The following is a 15883-nucleotide window of genomic DNA, read 5'->3' as shown; positions in this document are numbered from 1 at the left end:
CTTAGCGAGCCCCCATGACCCAGCCCTTGCGCATCGTTTTCGCCGGCACCCCGGAATTCGCCGCCCAGCACCTGCAGGCACTGCTCGATGCGGGCAAGTCGATCGTTGCTGTCTACACCCAGCCGGATCGCCCCGCCGGTCGCGGCCAGAAGCTGATGCCCAGCCCGGTCAAGCAGCTCGCGGTGCAGCACGACATCCCGGTATTCCAGCCGCAGACCCTGCGTGACCCGGCTGCGCAGGCACAGCTGGCAACCCTGCAGGCGGACCTGATGGTGGTGGTCGCCTACGGCCTGATCCTGCCGCAGGCGGTGCTCGACCTGCCGCGCCTGGGCTGCATCAACAGCCATGCCTCGCTGTTGCCGCGCTGGCGTGGTGCCGCGCCGATCCAGCGCGCCATCGAGACCGGTGACAGCGAATCCGGCGTCACCGTGATGCAGATGGAAGCGGGCCTGGACACCGGTCCGATGCTGCTCAAGGTCAGCACGCCGATCGGTGACGACGACACCGGCGGCTCGCTGCACGACCGTCTCGCCTTGCTCGGCTCGCAAGCCGTGGTGCAGGCCGTCGACGCCCTGGCCGCTGGCACCCTGACGCCCGACGTACAGGACGACAGTCTGGCCACCTATGCGCACAAGCTGAGCAAGGACGAGGCGCGCATCGACTGGACGCGCCCGGCCGTCGAGCTGGAGCGGCTGATCCGCGCCTTTCATCCCTGGCCGATCTGCCACAGCACGCTGGCCGGCGAAACGCTGAAGATTCACGCGGCGCGGCTCGGCGAAGGCCGCGGCGAGCCCGGCCGCATCCTCGAAGCGAGCAAGGAAGGACTGACGGTTGCCTGCGGCAGCGGCGCCCTGCGCCTGACCCGCCTGCAGCTGCCTGGCGGCAAACCGCTAGGCTTCGCCGACCTGTACAACAGTCGCCGCGAGCAGTTCGCCCCCGGCCTGGTGCTCGGTCAATGAACCCGCGTCTGGCCGCCGCCCGTGCGCTGAGCGTCGTGCTCTCGGGCAAGGCCTCGCTGGGCAGCAGCCTGCCGGAGGTCTTGGGCAAGGTCGACGCCCGCGACCGCGGCCTGACCCAGGAGCTGGCCTTTGGCACCGCGCGCTGGCAGCCACGGCTGGCCGGGCTGGCCAACAAACTGTTGCAGAAGCCGTTCAAGGCCGCCGACCGCGATGTCGAAGCATTGCTGCTGGTCGGCCTCTATCAGCTGCTGCATACCCGCATCCCAGCCCATGCCGCCATCGGCGAAACCGTCGGTTGCGTCGACAAGCTGAAGAAGCCCTGGGCCAAGGGCCTGCTCAACGCCGTGCTGCGCCGCGCCCAGCGCGAAGGCGAAGCGCTGCTGGTAGAACTGGAACACGACCCGGTGATTCGCGTCGCCCATCCGCGCTGGTTGCAGAAGGCGCTCAAGGCGCACTGGCCCGAGCACTGGGAAGCGATCTGCGCGGCCAACAACGCGCACCCGCCGATGATGCTGCGGGTCAATCGCCGGCAGGTCAGCCGGGACGGATACCTGGCCGAGCTGCAAACTGCCGGCATCGAAGCCCACCCCTGCGAATTCAGCGAAGACGGCATCCGGCTCGCCAGCCCCTGCGACGTGCAGCAGCTGCCCGGCTTCGCCGAAGGACGGGTCAGCGTGCAGGACGAGGCCGCCCAGCTGGCGGCCGGACTGCTCGATCTGGCGCCCGGCCAGCGCGTGCTGGACGCCTGCTGCGCGCCGGGCGGCAAGACCTGCCACCTGCTCGAGCGCGAGCCGCAGTTGGCCGGACTGATCGCTCTGGATCTCGAGCCCAAGCGTCTGGCACGGGTGCAGGAGAATCTCGCACGCCTGCAGCTCGATGCCGAGCTGGTCGCCGCCGATGCCCGCGCTACCGCGCAGTGGTGGGATGGCAAGCCGTTCCAGCGCATCCTGCTCGATGCGCCGTGCTCGGCCACCGGTGTGATCCGCCGGCATCCGGATATCAAGCTGACCCGCCAGGCCGAGGACATCGCTCCGCTGGCCGCCCTGCAGGGCGAGATGCTCGATGCGCTGTGGCCGACTCTGGAGGTCGGCGGCGTGCTGCTCTACGCCACCTGCTCGGTGCTGCCGACCGAGAACCGCGAGGTGATCGGCGCCTTCCTCGAGCGCACACCGGGCGCGCGCGAGCTGGATCTGCCGCCTGGCTTCGGCCTGACGCAGCCGCACGGCCGCCAGCTGCTGCCGCAGCAGGACGGCCACGACGGCTTCTACTATGCCAAGCTGATCAAGATCGCGGCGCAGCCACGTGGCGTCAGTGGCTGAGTCGAAACCCCAGCGCAATGCGCGCGGGCCAAACATGGAAGCGGCGGCAAGCGCCCGCCTCTCAGGAGTGATCGCGTGAAGATCATCATTCTCGGCGCCGGCCAAGTCGGCGGTACCCTCGCCGAGCACCTCGCCAGCGAAGCCAACGACATCACCGTGGTGGACACCGACGGCGATCGCCTGCGCGATCTCGGCGACCGCCTGGACATCCGTACCATCCAGGGCCGCGGCTCTTTTCCCACGGTGCTGCGCCAGGCCGGTGCCGACGACGCCGACATGCTGGTGGCGGTGACCAACAGCGACGAAACCAACATGGTCGCCTGTCAGGTCGCCTACACCCTGTTCCATACGCCGACCAAGATCGCCCGGGTGCGCGAAGCGGCCTATCTGGTGCGCTCGGGCCTGTTCAACAACGAAGCGATCCCGGTCGACGTGCTGATCAGTCCCGAACAGGTGGTCACCAACTACATCAAGCGGCTGATCGAGCACCCCGGCTCGCTGCAGGTGATCGACTTCGCTGAAGGCAAGGCGCAACTGGTTGCCGTGCGCGCCTACTACGGCGGACCACTGGTCGGCCAGGAGCTGCGCCAGCTGCGTCGCCACATGCCCAATGTCGATACCCGTGTAGCCGCCATCTTCCGTCGCAACCACGCGATCCTGCCGCAGGGCGACACGGTGATCGAGGCCGATGACGAGGTGTTCTTCATCGCCGCCCGCGGGCACATTCGCGCGGTCATGAGCGAGATGCGCCGGCTCGACGAGAACTACAAGCGCATCGTCATCGCTGGCGGCGGGCACATCGGCGAGCGCCTGGCCGAGGCCATCGAGAGCCGCTACCAGGTCAAGATCATCGAGATGAACCCGGCGCGCTGCCGCTACCTCTCCGACACCCTGGACAGCACCATCATCCTGCAGGGCAGCGCCTCGGACCGCGACCTGCTGGTGGAAGAGAACATCAACGAAGCGGATGTGTTTCTCGCCCTGACCAACGACGACGAGGCCAACATCATGTCCTCGCTACTGGCCAAGCGCCTCGGTGCGCGCAAGGTCATGTGCATCATCAACAACCCGGCCTACGTCGACCTGGTGCAGGGCGGCGAGATCGACATCGCCATCAGCCCGCAGCTCGCCACCATCGGCACCCTGCTGACCCACGTGCGCCGTGGCGATATCGTCAGCGCCCACTCGCTGCGCCGCGGCGCGGCCGAAGCCATCGAGGTGATCGCCCATGGCGACTCGCGTTCGAGCAAGGTCGTCGGCCGTCCCATCAGCAAGATCGCCCTGCCACCCGGCGCCACCATTGGCGCGGTGATCCGTGATGAGCAGGTGCTGATCGCTCACGACAACACGGTGATCGAGTCGGGCGACCACGTCATCCTGTTCCTGGTCGACAAGAAGCACATCCGCGACGTCGAGCGCCTGTTCCAGGCTGGCCTGACCTTCTTCTGACCTTCCTATCTCCGAACGAACGGCCCGCCTCCTGGCGGGCCGTTTTGTTTTCTCAATCGACAACGCTTGCGGACGAAACTCGGCTCGGCAACAGCTTTCTATTCAATCGAGCCAATTCGAGCCAGATAGGCTCAGATTTCCATTTTATGTCCAGCTTTTGTACCCTCCGGACTGGTTGCCAGATGCTTCGCTCGATTGATGCAGACTATCGACGCGCAAATACCTGCGGCACCTTGGCGCTTCGCAGGCGTCCTTAACTACGGTCCATGCAGTTACCACTCCTAGACAGATAACGATCCGATTCCTCGGGTCTCTACAAGGAACAGGAGAAACTCCCATGAGGAACAGCACTATCACGACACACTCCCGACGGCTGCTGATCAGCTGTGCCGCCCTGGCCAGCATCGGTCTCGCCGGCCTCACCCAGGCCGATACCCTGGAAAAGATCAAGGACAGCAGCAGCGTACGCATCGGCTACGCCAACGAGACGCCGTTCGCCTACACCGCGCTGGATGGCAGCGTCACCGGCGAATCGCCGGAAATCGTGCGCAAGGTTTTCGAGCGCATGGAGATCGACACCATCAAGCCGGTACTGACCGAGTGGGGCTCGCTGATCCCCGGTTTGCGTGCCGGTCGCTTCGACCTCATCGCCGCCGGCATGTACATCACCCCCGAACGCTGCAAGCAGGTGCTGTTCACCGACCCGCACTACCGCCTGCTCGACACCCTACTGGTGGCCGAGGGCAACCCGAAGAATCTGCGCAGCTACGAGGACATCGCCGGCAATCCCGAGGTGAAGATCGCCATCATGTCCGGCACGGTGAACCTGGGCTACGCGCGCAAGGCCGGCATCAAGGATTCGCAGATCCTCCAGGTGCCCGATACCACCTCGCAGCTGCAGGCGGTGCGCAGCGGCCGCGCCGACGCCGCCATCGGCACCCAGCTGACCATGCGCGGGCTTGCGCAGAAGGCCGGTGACGATGTCGAAGCCATCGATGACTTCCAGGACGATCCGTCGCGGGCCGGCTATGGCGCACTGGCATTCCGTCCGCAGGACGAAGCGCTAAGGGATGCGGTCAACGCCGAGTTGAAGAAATGGCTGGGCAGCGACGAGCACCTCGAGACCATCGAGCCGTTCGGTTTCGATCGCTCCAATCTGACCGACAAGACCGCCGCCGAGCTCTGCGGCGCCTGAAGCCCGTCGGGGCGGCTGGTTGGCGCGACTGACCCACTGTCCCGCCTGTGAACGCTGACCAAGGCTTCGTAGCACGCTGCGCAGCCTCGGTCAGCGCTCCGGAAAACCGGATAGCGCCATCATGATCGAATTGCTTCCTCTGCTCTGGCAGGGTGCCTGGATCACCGTGAAGGTGACGTTCTTTGGCTCCCTGCTGGCCATTGCCTGCGCGCTGATTGCCGCGCTGGCCCGACTCTCGCCACTGGCGCCGTTGCGCTGGCTGGCCATCGCTTACATTGAGGTATTCCGCGGCTCATCGCTGCTGGTGCAGCTGTTCTGGCTGTACTTCGTGCTGCCGATGCCGCCGTTTAACATCGCCATGAGCGCCTTCGCCGTGGCCGTGGTCGGCCTGGGCCTGAACATCGGCGCCTATGGCGCCGAGGTGCTGCGCGGTGCAATACGCTCGGTACACCAGGGCCAGCATGAGGCCTGTCAGGCGCTGAACATGACGCCGCTGACGCGCATGCGCCGAATCATCCTGCCGCAGGCACTGCTCGCGGCGATTCCGCCCGGCACCAACCTGCTGATCGAATTGCTGAAGAACACCTCGCTGGTATCGCTGATCACCCTGTCGGATCTGGCCTTCCGTGCCCGTCAGCTGGATCAGGCGACGCTGATGACGCTGGAGATATTCGGCCTGGCGCTGGTCATCTATTTCATCCTGGCACAGGCGATCAACTTCGGCATGCGCCAGCTCGAACGCCGCCTGGCCCGCGGACGGATGCGTGGAGGCCTGTCATGAACTTCTTCGACTGGCAGTTCGCCCGCGAGATCCTGCCGCGTCTGCTGGACGCCTCGCTGACTACCATCGGCATTGCCCTGGCCGGTTTCGCCATTGCCGTGGTGCTCGGCCTGTTTCTCGCCATCGCCCGCCGCAGCCGCCAACGCTGGCTGTCCTGGCCGATCACCGGGCTGATCGAGTTCATTCGCAGCACCCCGCTGCTGATCCAGGTGTATTTCCTGTTCTACGTCTTCCCCAACTATGGCCTCAATCTCAGCGCCATGCAGGCGGGGATCATCGGCATTGCGCTGCATTACGCCTGCTACACCGCCGAGGTCTACCGCGCCGGTCTGGATGCGGTGCCGCGCTCGCAGTGGGAAGCCGTCACCGCGCTGAACATGAAGCCCTGGACCGCCTACCGCGATGTGATCCTACCGCAGGCGTTGCGCCCGGTACTGCCGGCGCTGGGCAACTACCTGATCTCGATCCTCAAGGACACGCCGGTGCTTTCGGCGATCACCGTGGTCGAAATCATGCAGCGGGCCAAGAACATCGGTTCCGAAAGTTTCCGCTACCTGGAGCCGATCACCATGGTCGGCGTGTTCTTCCTCATTCTCAGCCTCGGCCTCGCCTGGTGCGTGCGCCGCCTGGAAAACCGCATGGAGCTGGCCCGATGAATACGCCAATGCCTGCCACAGAACAACTGAACACCGCTCACGAACCAGCCGAGGCAGCGCAACCGATGGTGCGCTTCGCCGGCGTGAGCAAGCACTACGGCGAGCTGACCGTGCTCGATCGGCTCGATCTGGAGATTCGCGAGGGCGAGAAGGTCGCGATCATCGGCCCCAGCGGCTCGGGCAAGTCGACACTGCTGCGGGTGCTGATGACACTGGAAGGGATCGACGACGGGCTGATCGAGGTCGACGGCGAGCCGCTGACGCACATGCCCGACGCCAGCGGCCAGTTGGTCCCGGCCAATGCCCGTCACCTGCGACGGGTGCGTGGCAAGGTCGGCATGGTGTTCCAGAGCTTCAACCTGTTCCCCCATATGAACGCCTTGCAGAACGTCATGGAAGCGCCGGTCCAGGTGCTCGGCCTGAGCAAGGCCGAAGCCCGCGAACGCGCCGAAGAACTGCTGGCCATGGTCGGCCTGGAAGACAAGCTCGAACACTTCCCGGCGCAACTCTCTGGCGGTCAGCAACAGCGCGTGGCGATTGCCCGCGCACTGGCGATGCGGCCGAAGGTGATGCTGTTCGACGAAGTGACCTCAGCGCTGGACCCGGAGCTCTGCGGCGAAGTGCTCAATGTCATCCGCCGCCTCGGCGAGGCGCACAACCTGACGATGCTGATGGTGACCCACCAGATGGGCTTCGCCCGTGAGTTCGCCGATCGCGTGTGCTTCTTCCATCAGGGCCGGATTCACGAACAGGGCAGCCCGGACGAGCTGTTCAACAACCCGCGCGAGGAACGCACCCGGGAGTTTCTCAGCGCGGTCAACGAGGCCCACTGAGCCGCTTGCGACCCAGCCCACACGAAGACGGCGAAAGCCCCGCAGCAGCTAAGACCAATGGCGTATGCTGCCGCTATTGCCCGGCGGCGGCGATGCACTAAAGTGAGGAAACGCCCCGGAGCGCTGCACCGAAAAGGTCTTCAAGATGCTCGAATCGCTGGAAAAAATGCTTTCCCAAGGCATGGACAATCCGATGCTGCGTTTCGGCCTCGGTAAGGGCTACATGGATGCCGGGCAGCCGGGGCGGGCGGCAGAGCACCTGCGCCGCTGCGTCGAACTCGATCCGAAATACTCCGCTGCCTGGAAACTGCTGGGCAAGGCGCTGCAGGCCGACGGCGACAAGCCCGGCGCCCATCAGGCGTGGGAGCGCGGAATCGCCGCGGCGAACGCCCAGGGCGACAAGCAGGCGGAAAAGGAAATGACCGTATTCCTGCGCCGTCTCGACCGGCTGACGCCCGACTGACGCGCGCTCAGTCTTCGCGCAGAAACCGCAGGCCGACCCCTTCGGCATCCACCCGCATCACCACCATCCGCAGTTCCGGCGCCGGAATCGGCAGGTCCTGCACCTGGCCGGTCACCTCGTCGCCGGGATGCAGCACCACCAGCTCCGGATGTCGGACATAGACACCGCCATCAGATAGATCACGGGTCTGCGCAAAGACCTCGCCAAAGGCTGGATGCGTGATGCGGATGCGGCACTTCATGTTGGTACGCGGATGCTGTCTCTGGTTTTGCATGCGCTCGTCCCTGTCGTTGTTGTTTGAGCCTGATCAGTACCAGCGCTTCTCGCCGGCGGGGCGTTTCTTGAAGCGCTTCATGGTCCACATGTACTGGCTGGGATAGGCGCGCACGTACTTCTCGATCATTGCGCTCATCGCCGCTACGCCAGTTTCCGCATCTTCGCTGTACATCCCTTCGGGCGCGGCCTCGAGGACGACCTTGTAGCCGGAACCATCCTCCAGACGCAACGCATGAAGGAACACCCCAACCGCCTTGCCGCCGGCGAGCATGCCGGGCACGAACTTGCTGGTCAGCGCCTGGGTGGCGAAGAAGGGCACGAAGATACCACTGCCTTCGCTCGGCTCGGGGTCGGCCGGAATGCCCACCGCACCGCCACGGCGGACTTCCTTGATGACGCTGAGAATGCCCTCGCGGGTCGACGGCGCGACCCGGTTGCCCAGCTGCACGCGCTGCTGTTGCAGCAACTCGTCCACTGCCTTCAGCTTCGGCGGGCGGTAGAAGATGATCGGTTTGCATTGCGCGCAATAGAAGTGGTTCAGCACCTCCCAGTTGCCCAGGTGGCTGGTAATGCCGACCACGCCCTTGCCCGAGGCCAGCGCCGCCTGCAGCACCTCGAGACCCTCGACCTCACGAACCAGTCTCAGGGTCTTCTCCGCCGGCCAGATCCAGGCGCAGGCGCTTTCGGTGAAGGTCATGCCGGTTTCACGCAGGGTGCGGCCGAGCAGGGCGTCGAGCTCCGCCGGGTCGAGCTCGGGGAAGCACTTGTGCAGGTTGATACGCGCCACCTCGCGCGAGCGGTTCGGCAGCTTCCACATCAGCCAACCGATCGCCGAGCCCAGGCCCTGGACCATGCGCCAGGGCAGTCGAGCGAAGAGTCGCAGGGAGCCGACGACCAAGGCACCTTTGAGCTTTTCCACACCGCACTCCGAAATTTTCAGGTCGCCTAGTCTACCTGCAACCGTCGCCGGCTTTCAGGCGCAGCGGCGGCAACGACGCACATCCTGGCAGCTCAGGCGTGCAGCGTTTCAAACGTCGCCGGCCAGGTCGGCGTAGCGCTCGCAATCGGTCAGGTGGTCCATGACCATGCCGCAGGCCTGCATGTAGGCGTAGCAGATGGTCGGGCCGACGAAGCTGAAGCCGGCCTTCTTCAAGGCGCGGCTCATCGCCTCGGCCTCGGGCGAGACCGCCGGCACCTGATCGATGCGCTCGAAGCGATTGATCTTCGGCTCGCCGCCAACGAAGGACCAGACGAAACCCACCGGGTCCTCCAGCTGCAACCAGGCACGCGCGTTGCTGCGCGCCGCCTCGAGCTTGCGCCGGTTGCGGATGATGCCAGGGTCCAGCATGCGCTCATCGATCTCGGCATCGCTCATGCGCGCCAGCCGCTCGGCATCGAAACCGAACAGCACCTGCCGGTAGCGCTCGCGCTTGCGCAGCACGGTGATCCAGGACAGCCCGGCCTGGAAGGCTTCGAGCAGCAGAAATTCGAACAGCACCTGCGGATCGCGGGCCGGTACGCCCCATTCGCGATCGTGGTAGTCGATGTACAGCGGGTCCGTGCCGCACCAGGCGCAACGTGGCATGTGGTCTCCTTGTGCAGACCACGTCTGGCTGGCCGAAACCATCGCAAGCGCAGCCATGCGGGGGGTATACTCCGAGGCTTTCTGTCGAAGCCCAGCACAGGTGAAATTTTGAGCCAGACTACGCCTGCCGTGCGCACCTTCCAAGACCTGATCCTCGCCCTGCAAAGCTACTGGGCCGAGCAGGGTTGCGTGGTCCTGCAGCCCTATGACATGGAAATGGGCGCCGGTACTTTCCACACCGCCACCTTCCTGCGCGCCATCGGTCCCGAGACCTGGAACGCCGCCTACGTCCAGCCTTCGCGGCGCCCGGCCGACGGTCGCTACGGCGAAAACCCCAACCGCCTGCAGCACTACTACCAGTTCCAGGTGGTGTTGAAGCCCAACCCGGACAACATCCAGGACCTGTACCTGGAGTCGCTGCGCCGCATCGGCGTCGACACCTCGGTGCACGACGTGCGTTTCGTCGAGGACAACTGGGAATCGCCGACCCTCGGCGCCTGGGGCCTGGGCTGGGAGGTGTGGCTCAACGGCATGGAAGTCACCCAGTTCACCTACTTCCAGCAGGTCGGCGGCGTCGAGTGCTACCCGGTCACCGGTGAGATCACCTACGGTCTCGAGCGCCTGGCCATGTACCTGCAGGGCGTCGACTCGGTCTACGACCTGATCTGGGCCGACGGCCCGTTCGGCACCGTGACCTATGGCGACGTGTTCCACCAGAACGAGGTGGAACAGTCGACCTACAACTTCGAGCACGCCAACGTGCCGAAGCTGTTCGAATTGTTCGACTTCTACGAGAGCGAAGCCAACCGGCTGATGGCCGCCGAGCTGCCGCTGCCGGCCTACGAGATGGTGGTCAAGGCCTCGCACACCTTCAACCTGCTCGATGCCCGTCGCGCCATTTCGGTCACCGCGCGCCAGCAGTACATCCTGCGCGTGCGCAGCCTGGCGCGTTCGATCGCCCAGAGCTACCTGCTGGCCCGGGCCAAACTCGGCTTCCCCATGGCCACCCCCGAACTGCGTGACGAAGTGCTGGCCAAGCTGGAGGCTGCAGAATGAGTGCACTGGATTTCCTCGTCGAACTGGGTACCGAAGAACTGCCACCGAAGGCACTAGCCAAGCTGGCCGAAGCCTTCTGCGCCGGTATCGAGAAGGGCCTGAAGGACGCCGGCCTGAACTTCGCCAAAGCGCAGGCCTACGCCGCGCCGCGCCGTCTGGCGGTGCTGGTCGAGCAGCTGGCGACCCAGCAGCCGGATCGCAGCATCAACCTCGACGGCCCACCGCTGCAGGCCGCCTTCGACGCCGAAGGTGAGCCGACCCAGGCCGCCCTGGGCTTTGCCCGCAAGTGCGGCGTAGACCTGGCCGAGATCGATCGCAGCGGGCCGAAGCTCAAGTTCAGCCGCACCATCGAAGGCCAGCCCGCCAGCCAGTTGCTGCCGGGCATCGTCGAAGCCTCGCTGAATGATCTGCCGATCCCCAAGCGCATGCGCTGGGCCGCACGCAAGGAAGAGTTCGTCCGCCCGACCCAGTGGTTGGTGATGCTATTCGGTGAGCAGGTGATCGATTGCGAGATTCTCGCCCAGCGCGCCGGTCGCGAATCCCGCGGCCACCGCTTCCACAGCCCAGGCCAGGTGCACATTTCCAAGCCGTCCAGCTATCTGGAAGACCTGCGTGGCGCCCATGTGATCGCCGACTTCGCCGAGCGCCGCGAGCTGATCGCCAAGCGCGTCGAGCAGCTGGCTGGCGAGCAGAACGGCACGGCCATCGTGCCGCCGGCGCTGCTCGATGAAGTGACCGCGCTGGTCGAGTGGCCGGTGCCGCTGGTCTGCTCGTTCGAGGAACGCTTCCTCGAAGTGCCGCAGGAAGCGCTGATCACCACCATGCAGGACAACCAGAAGTACTTCTGCCTGCTGGACGCCAACGGCAAGCTGCTGCCGCGCTTCATCACCGTGGCCAACATCGAATCGAAGGACCCGGCGCAGATCGTCGCCGGCAACGAGAAGGTCGTGCGTCCGCGCCTGACCGACGCCGAGTTCTTCTTCAAGCAGGACAAGAAGCAGCCGCTGGAACGCTTCAACGATCGCCTGAAAAACGTGGTGTTCCAGGCCCAGCTCGGCACCGTGTATGACAAGGCCGAGCGCGTCTCGCGCCTGGCCGGGCTGATCGCCGAACGTACCGGTGGCGACAAGCAGCGCGCCGCGCGCGCCGGCCTGCTCTGCAAGTGCGACCTGGCCACCGAAATGGTTGGCGAGTTCCCGGAAATGCAAGGCATCGCCGGCTACTACTACGCGCTCAACGACGGTGAGCCGGAAGACGTGGCGCTGGCATTGAACGAGCAGTACATGCCGCGCGGCGCGGGCGGCGAACTGCCGAGCACACTCACTGGTGCGGCCGTGGCCGTGGCCGACAAGCTCGACACCCTGGTCGGGATCTTCGGTATCGGCATGCTACCGACCGGCTCCAAGGACCCCTACGCCCTGCGCCGTGCCGCCCTCGGCGTGCTGCGCATCCTCATCGAGAAGCAACTGGACCTGGATTTGGTCGAAGCGGTGAACTTCGCCATCGGCCAGTTCGGTACGCAGGTCAAGTCGGCCGGGCTCGCCGATCAGGTGCTGGAGTTCATCTTCGACCGCCTGCGTGCGCGCTACGAGGACGAGGGTGTCGACGTTGCTGCCTACCTCTCGGTGCGTGCCGTGCAGCCCGGTTCGGCGCTGGACTTCGATCAGCGCGTGCAGGCGGTGCAGGCCTTCCGCACATTGCCGGAAGCCGAGGCGCTGGCCGCGGCGAACAAGCGCGTCTCCAACTTGCTAGCCAAGTTCGAGGCCAAGCTGCCGGAAGCGGTCGAGCCGCGCTGGTTCGACAACGCCACCGAGTTCTCGCTGTATTCGGCGATCCAGCAGGCCGAACAGGCCGTGCAGCCGCTGGCCGCCGCACGCCAGTACCGTGAGGCGCTGGAGCGTCTGGCGCACCTGCGTGGTCCGGTGGACGCCTTCTTCGAGGCGGTGCTGGTGAACGCCGAAGACGCTTCGGTACGCGCCAACCGTTACGCCTTGCTGGCCCGGCTGAGAGGATTGTTCCTTGGCGTTGCCGATATTTCCGCACTTGGCTAAGCCCGTGAAGCTGATCGTGCTGGACCGGGACGGCGTGATCAACGAGGACTCCGACGAGTACGTCAAGTCGGTGGACGAGTGGATTCCCATCCCGGGCTCGCTGCAGGCGATCGCACGGCTGTGCCAGGCCGGCTGGACGGTGGCGGTGGCCACCAACCAGTCCGGCGTGGCGCGCGGCAAGTTCGACCTGAGCACCCTCGGCGACATGCATTTCAAAATGCAGCAGCTGGTGATGGAGCAGGGCGGGCGCATCGACCTGATCGTGCATTGCCCGCACGGTCCGGATGACGCTTGCGACTGCCGCAAGCCCAAGCCCGGAATGTTCCGCACCATCGCCGAGCACTTCGGCCTGGCGGATCTCAAGGGCGTGCCGGTAGTGGGCGACAGCCATCGCGACCTGCACGCTGGCATGCTGCTGGGCGGCGTGCCGTACCTGGTCAGGACCGGCAAGGGCCTGCGGACGCTGGAAGGCAGCTTGCCGCCCGGCACACAGGTCTTCGATGACCTCGCCGCCGTAGTCGATCATCTACTCGAGAGTTCTCGATGAGCCTCCTGTTCCCCCTTCGCATTGTCCTGTTCTATTTCCTGCTGGCCTTCACCGCGTTCGCCTGGTGCCTGGTCAGCCTGGTGTTCGCGCCCTTCATGGCGTTTCGTGCCCGCTATCGCTTCGTGGTGCAGAACTGGTGTCGTTGCGCCGTCTGGCTCGGCAAGACCCTGGTCGGCCTGCACTACGAGGTGCATGGCGCGGAGAACGTGCCGACTCGCCCTTGCGTGATCCTGGCCAAGCATCAGAGCACCTGGGAGACCTTCTTTCTCTCGGCGTACTTCGAGCCGCTGACCCAGGTACTCAAGCGCGAGTTGCTGCGAGTGCCGTTCTTCGGCTGGGCGATCATGCTGCTCAAGCCCATCGCCATCGACCGTGACAACCCGAAAGCGGCGCTGCGCCAGGTCGCCAAGCAGGGCCACGAACGTCTGGAGCAGGGCGCCTGGGTGCTGATCTTCCCCGAGGGCACCCGCACGCCGGTCGGCCAACCCGCGAAGTTTTCCCGTAGCGGTGCGGCACTGGCAGTCAACGCCGGGCTGCCGGTGCTGCCGATCGCCCACAATGCCGGCATGTTCTGGCCGAAGGCTGGTTGGGGTAAGCGCCCCGGCACCATCCAGGTAGTTATCGGCCCACCGATGCTGGCCGAAAGCGAAGGCCCGCGCGCGGTGGCCGAACTCAACCAGCGCGCCGAAGACTGGGTCAACGCGCAGGTCAGTCAGCTCGAAGCACAGGGTCGCCCGACCCCCTGATCAACACCGGGGCCGGCAGGGACGCCCGCCCATCCTAGCGAGTCCCTATGCAGCAAATACCCAACCATCAGCTGGTCGCCGAATGGCTGCGCCTGCTGGACGGCTATCCCGCCGAAGCTGCCGCCGCGTTGCAGGCGGTGTCGGCCGAGAAGAGTCAGGAACTGGCCGAGCACTTCTATTCGCAGATGCTCGCCGATCCCCATTCGGCCAGTTTTCTCAGCCATGAACAGGTCAAGACCCGTCTCGGCCAGTCCATGCAGAAATGGATCGTCACGGTCTGTTCTTCGACGGCCCACAGCGACCTCGACGCGGTAGTCGACCTGCAGCGCAAGGTCGGCGATATCCACGCGCGCATCGAGATACCGGTCAGCCTGGTGCTGCGCGGTTCCAGGCTGCTCAAGGGGCGCCTGCGCCAGCTGCTGGAACAGCGTGAACTCGACGAGCCGGTCAGGCGCAAGGCCGCGCGCATGGGCGCCGATCTGATCGATCTGGCGGTGGAGATCATCTGCTTCGCCTATTCACAGTCCCACGACCGCAATTCGCGGGCGGAAGAGGCCTATCGGCTGTTTTCGGTTTCGCAGAACATCGGTGTCGAGAAGGAGCGCCAGCGCGCCGCACTGCTGGATTGGGAGAACCAGCTGATGTTCGACCTGGCCATCGGCAACCTCACCGGTGCACTGCCGCAGCTGGCCGGTTCCGAATTCGGCCTGTGGTTTCGCCACAAGGCATCCCATGCCTTCCAGGGTTCGCCGGAAAGCGCGAGCATCCTTGATTACATCGCGCAGATCGACGAAGAGCTCAAATCCATCGCCACGCTGGAAGATGCCGCCGGACGCCTGAGCAAGCTGCACCAGATCCGCGAGCAGACGCGCTCGATCAAGTTCCTGCTCGACAGCCTGTTCGAGCAGGCCAACGACCTGGAGGCCGGCCGTGACGTGCTGACGCGGCTGCTCAACCGCAAGTTCCTGCCGGTAGTGATGGCCAAGGAAGTGCTCTACGCGCGCCAGTCGAATAACACCTTCGGTGTGCTGGCGATCGACGTCGATCACTTCAAGCGCATCAACGACACGCACGGCCACGATGCCGGCGACCAGATCCTGCAGCAGGTTGGCGCGCTGCTGGCGAGCAACACCCGCGGCGGCGACTATGCGTTCCGCCTGGGCGGCGAGGAATTCCTGCTGGTGCTGGTGGACATCGATGCCAACAAGGCGCTGGCGGCGGCGGAGAAGCTGCGCGAGCGCATCGCCCGCGAGCACTTCCGTCTGTCCGGCGGCGACGTGCTGCAGGTGACGGTCAGCATCGGCATGGCCGTCCATGACGGTCATCCGGACTATGAACGCCTGCTGCAACAGGCCGATCAGGCGCTTTATCAGGCCAAGCACGGCGGGCGCGATCGCTGCGTGCTGCACGCCGGCTGAAAGCAGACTCCCGTAAAAACAAAAGGGGAGCAACCTCGCGGTTGCTCCCCTTCTTTTTCGCGCTTCGATCAAGCCGGCGCGGAGCTGCGAATCAGGTGATCGAAGGCGCTCAGCGAAGCCTTGGCGCCTTCACCGACGGCGATCACGATCTGCTTGTACGGCACCGTGGTCACGTCACCGGCAGCGAACACGCCGGGGATGCTGGTCTGGCCCTTGGCATCGACGATGATTTCGCCGAAGCGCGACAGCTCCAGGGTGCCTTTGAGCCACTCGCTGTTGGGCAGCAGGCCGATCTGCACGAAGATGCCTTCCAGCTCGACTTCGTGCATCTCGTCATTGTTGCGGTCCTTGTAGACCAGGCCGGTGACCTTCTGGCCGTCGCCCTTGACCTCGGTGGTCTGCGCCATCTTCAGCACGCGGACGTTGGGCAGGCTGTTGAGCTTGCGCTGCAGCACGGCGTCGGCACGCAGGTCTTCGCCGAATTCCAGCAGGGTCACGTGGGCGACGATGCCGGCCAGGTCGATGGCCGCTTCCACACCGGAGTTGCCG

General features: G+C 65.3%; 17 protein-coding genes. 13 read left to right on the top strand and 4 right to left on the bottom strand.

The features are described from left to right. The first annotated feature begins 14 nt into the window (after positions 1 to 14). From fmt to HZR81_RS16725, 8 genes are all read left to right on the top strand, one after another. Positions 15 to 959 (top strand): methionyl-tRNA formyltransferase, encoded by a 945-nt coding sequence (gene fmt, locus HZR81_RS16760; protein ID WP_500128761.1) that lies wholly within the window; start codon positions 15 to 17, stop codon positions 957 to 959. Then, the gene (gene rsmB / locus HZR81_RS16755) at positions 956 to 2278 is read left to right on the top strand and encodes a 16S rRNA (cytosine(967)-C(5))-methyltransferase RsmB (protein ID WP_161612300.1); all 1323 of its coding nucleotides are present in this window, start codon (positions 956 to 958) and stop codon (positions 2276 to 2278) included. Before fmt ends, rsmB begins: the two co-directional genes overlap by 4 nt. 75 nt (positions 2279 to 2353) lie before the next feature. Continuing rightward, positions 2354 to 3727, top strand: coding sequence for a Trk system potassium transporter TrkA (gene trkA, locus HZR81_RS16750; RefSeq protein WP_063540273.1), 1374 nt, complete (start codon positions 2354 to 2356; stop codon positions 3725 to 3727). Between the two features lie 337 nt (positions 3728 to 4064). After that, positions 4065 to 4922, top strand: a complete 858-nt coding sequence (gene ehuB / locus HZR81_RS16745; protein WP_063540272.1) for an ectoine/hydroxyectoine ABC transporter substrate-binding protein EhuB — start codon at positions 4065 to 4067, stop codon at positions 4920 to 4922. A gap of 121 nt (positions 4923 to 5043) precedes the next feature. Further along, positions 5044 to 5703, top strand: coding sequence for an ectoine/hydroxyectoine ABC transporter permease subunit EhuC (gene ehuC, locus HZR81_RS16740; protein ID WP_200596956.1), 660 nt, complete (start codon positions 5044 to 5046; stop codon positions 5701 to 5703). Further along, entirely contained in the window at positions 5700 to 6359 is a 660-nt protein-coding gene (gene ehuD / locus HZR81_RS16735; RefSeq protein ID WP_102839122.1) for an ectoine/hydroxyectoine ABC transporter permease subunit EhuD, read from the top strand. The genes ehuC and ehuD overlap by 4 nt, the downstream gene beginning before the upstream one ends. Then, positions 6356 to 7192: an ectoine/hydroxyectoine ABC transporter ATP-binding protein EhuA gene (gene ehuA, locus HZR81_RS16730; RefSeq protein WP_500128760.1), complete on the top strand. Its 837-nt coding sequence runs from the start codon at positions 6356 to 6358 to the stop codon at positions 7190 to 7192. The genes ehuD and ehuA overlap by 4 nt, the downstream gene beginning before the upstream one ends. Positions 7193 to 7337: 145 nt before the next feature. Continuing rightward, a complete protein-coding gene (locus HZR81_RS16725) occupies positions 7338 to 7655 on the top strand; it encodes a tetratricopeptide repeat protein (RefSeq protein ID WP_014818499.1) in 318 nt (105 codons plus the stop codon). A gap of 7 nt (positions 7656 to 7662) precedes the next feature. On the opposite strand, the gene HZR81_RS16720 is transcribed toward HZR81_RS16725, so the two are convergent. From HZR81_RS16720 to HZR81_RS16710, 3 genes are all read right to left on the bottom strand, one after another. After that, on the bottom strand, positions 7663 to 7929 hold the full coding sequence (locus tag HZR81_RS16720) for a PilZ domain-containing protein (RefSeq protein ID WP_063540267.1): 267 nt from the start codon (positions 7927 to 7929) through the stop codon (positions 7663 to 7665). Between the two features lie 33 nt (positions 7930 to 7962). Continuing rightward, on the bottom strand, positions 7963 to 8850 hold the full coding sequence (locus HZR81_RS16715) for a lysophospholipid acyltransferase (RefSeq protein WP_125867581.1): 888 nt from the start codon (positions 8848 to 8850) through the stop codon (positions 7963 to 7965). Positions 8851 to 8958: 108 nt separating this feature from the next. Continuing rightward, the gene (locus HZR81_RS16710) at positions 8959 to 9516 is read right to left on the bottom strand and encodes a DNA-3-methyladenine glycosylase I (RefSeq protein ID WP_482739168.1); all 558 of its coding nucleotides are present in this window, start codon (positions 9514 to 9516) and stop codon (positions 8959 to 8961) included. A gap of 108 nt (positions 9517 to 9624) precedes the next feature. Here HZR81_RS16710 and glyQ point away from each other — a divergent pair, with 108 nt between their 5' ends. Genes glyQ through HZR81_RS16685 form a run of 5 tightly spaced genes read left to right on the top strand, consistent with a single transcriptional unit; the run spans position 9625 to position 15334 of the window. Then, positions 9625 to 10572, top strand: a complete 948-nt coding sequence (glyQ, locus tag HZR81_RS16705; RefSeq protein WP_003284253.1) for a glycine--tRNA ligase subunit alpha — start codon at positions 9625 to 9627, stop codon at positions 10570 to 10572. Continuing rightward, positions 10569 to 12623: a glycine--tRNA ligase subunit beta gene (gene glyS / locus HZR81_RS16700; RefSeq protein ID WP_500128759.1), complete on the top strand. Its 2055-nt coding sequence runs from the start codon at positions 10569 to 10571 to the stop codon at positions 12621 to 12623. Before glyQ ends, glyS begins: the two co-directional genes overlap by 4 nt. Positions 12624 to 12627: 4 nt before the next feature. Then, positions 12628 to 13170 carry a D-glycero-beta-D-manno-heptose 1,7-bisphosphate 7-phosphatase gene (gene gmhB, locus HZR81_RS16695; RefSeq protein ID WP_500128786.1) on the top strand — a complete coding sequence of 181 codons (543 nt, stop codon included), beginning with the start codon at positions 12628 to 12630 and terminating at the stop codon, positions 13168 to 13170. After that, positions 13167 to 13916 carry a lysophospholipid acyltransferase family protein gene (locus tag HZR81_RS16690; RefSeq protein WP_500128758.1) on the top strand — a complete coding sequence of 250 codons (750 nt, stop codon included), beginning with the start codon at positions 13167 to 13169 and terminating at the stop codon, positions 13914 to 13916. Before gmhB ends, HZR81_RS16690 begins: the two co-directional genes overlap by 4 nt. 47 nt (positions 13917 to 13963) lie before the next feature. Next, positions 13964 to 15334, top strand: coding sequence for a GGDEF domain-containing protein (locus tag HZR81_RS16685; RefSeq protein ID WP_161612296.1), 1371 nt, complete (start codon positions 13964 to 13966; stop codon positions 15332 to 15334). Between the two features lie 68 nt (positions 15335 to 15402). Here the strand turns inward: HZR81_RS16685 and HZR81_RS16680 are convergent. Next, the coding region (locus HZR81_RS16680) for an FAD-dependent oxidoreductase (RefSeq protein WP_500128757.1) at positions 15403 to 15883 on the bottom strand (481 nt) is incomplete at its 5' end.

Source organism: Pseudomonas sp. LM13, from assembly GCF_041381355.1.
GTDB lineage: Bacteria > Pseudomonadota > Gammaproteobacteria > Pseudomonadales > Pseudomonadaceae > Stutzerimonas > Stutzerimonas frequens.
Note: the sequence above shows the minus strand (reverse complement) of the source record. Positions and strands in the feature narration are given on the sequence as shown.

Bases quoted from the DNA above. Each gene is read 5' to 3' on its own strand.
- ehuA (WP_500128760.1), top strand. From the start codon at position 6,356: ATGAATACGCCAATGCCTGCCACAGAACAACTGAACACCGCTCACGAA.
- rsmB (WP_161612300.1), top strand. From the start codon at position 956: ATGAACCCGCGTCTGGCCGCCGCCCGTGCGCTGAGCGTCGTGCTCTCG.
- HZR81_RS16690 (WP_500128758.1), top strand. From the start codon at position 13,167: ATGAGCCTCCTGTTCCCCCTTCGCATTGTCCTGTTCTATTTCCTGCTG.
- ehuD (WP_102839122.1), top strand. From the start codon at position 5,700: ATGAACTTCTTCGACTGGCAGTTCGCCCGCGAGATCCTGCCGCGTCTG.
- glyS (WP_500128759.1), top strand. From the start codon at position 10,569: ATGAGTGCACTGGATTTCCTCGTCGAACTGGGTACCGAAGAACTGCCA.
- HZR81_RS16720 (WP_063540267.1), bottom strand. From the start codon at position 7,929: ATGCAAAACCAGAGACAGCATCCGCGTACCAACATGAAGTGCCGCATC.
- HZR81_RS16710 (WP_482739168.1), bottom strand. From the start codon at position 9,516: ATGCCACGTTGCGCCTGGTGCGGCACGGACCCGCTGTACATCGACTAC.
- HZR81_RS16725 (WP_014818499.1), top strand. From the start codon at position 7,338: ATGCTCGAATCGCTGGAAAAAATGCTTTCCCAAGGCATGGACAATCCG.
- fmt (WP_500128761.1), top strand. From the start codon at position 15: ATGACCCAGCCCTTGCGCATCGTTTTCGCCGGCACCCCGGAATTCGCC.
- ehuC (WP_200596956.1), top strand. From the start codon at position 5,044: ATGATCGAATTGCTTCCTCTGCTCTGGCAGGGTGCCTGGATCACCGTG.
- HZR81_RS16685 (WP_161612296.1), top strand. From the start codon at position 13,964: ATGCAGCAAATACCCAACCATCAGCTGGTCGCCGAATGGCTGCGCCTG.
- ehuB (WP_063540272.1), top strand. From the start codon at position 4,065: ATGAGGAACAGCACTATCACGACACACTCCCGACGGCTGCTGATCAGC.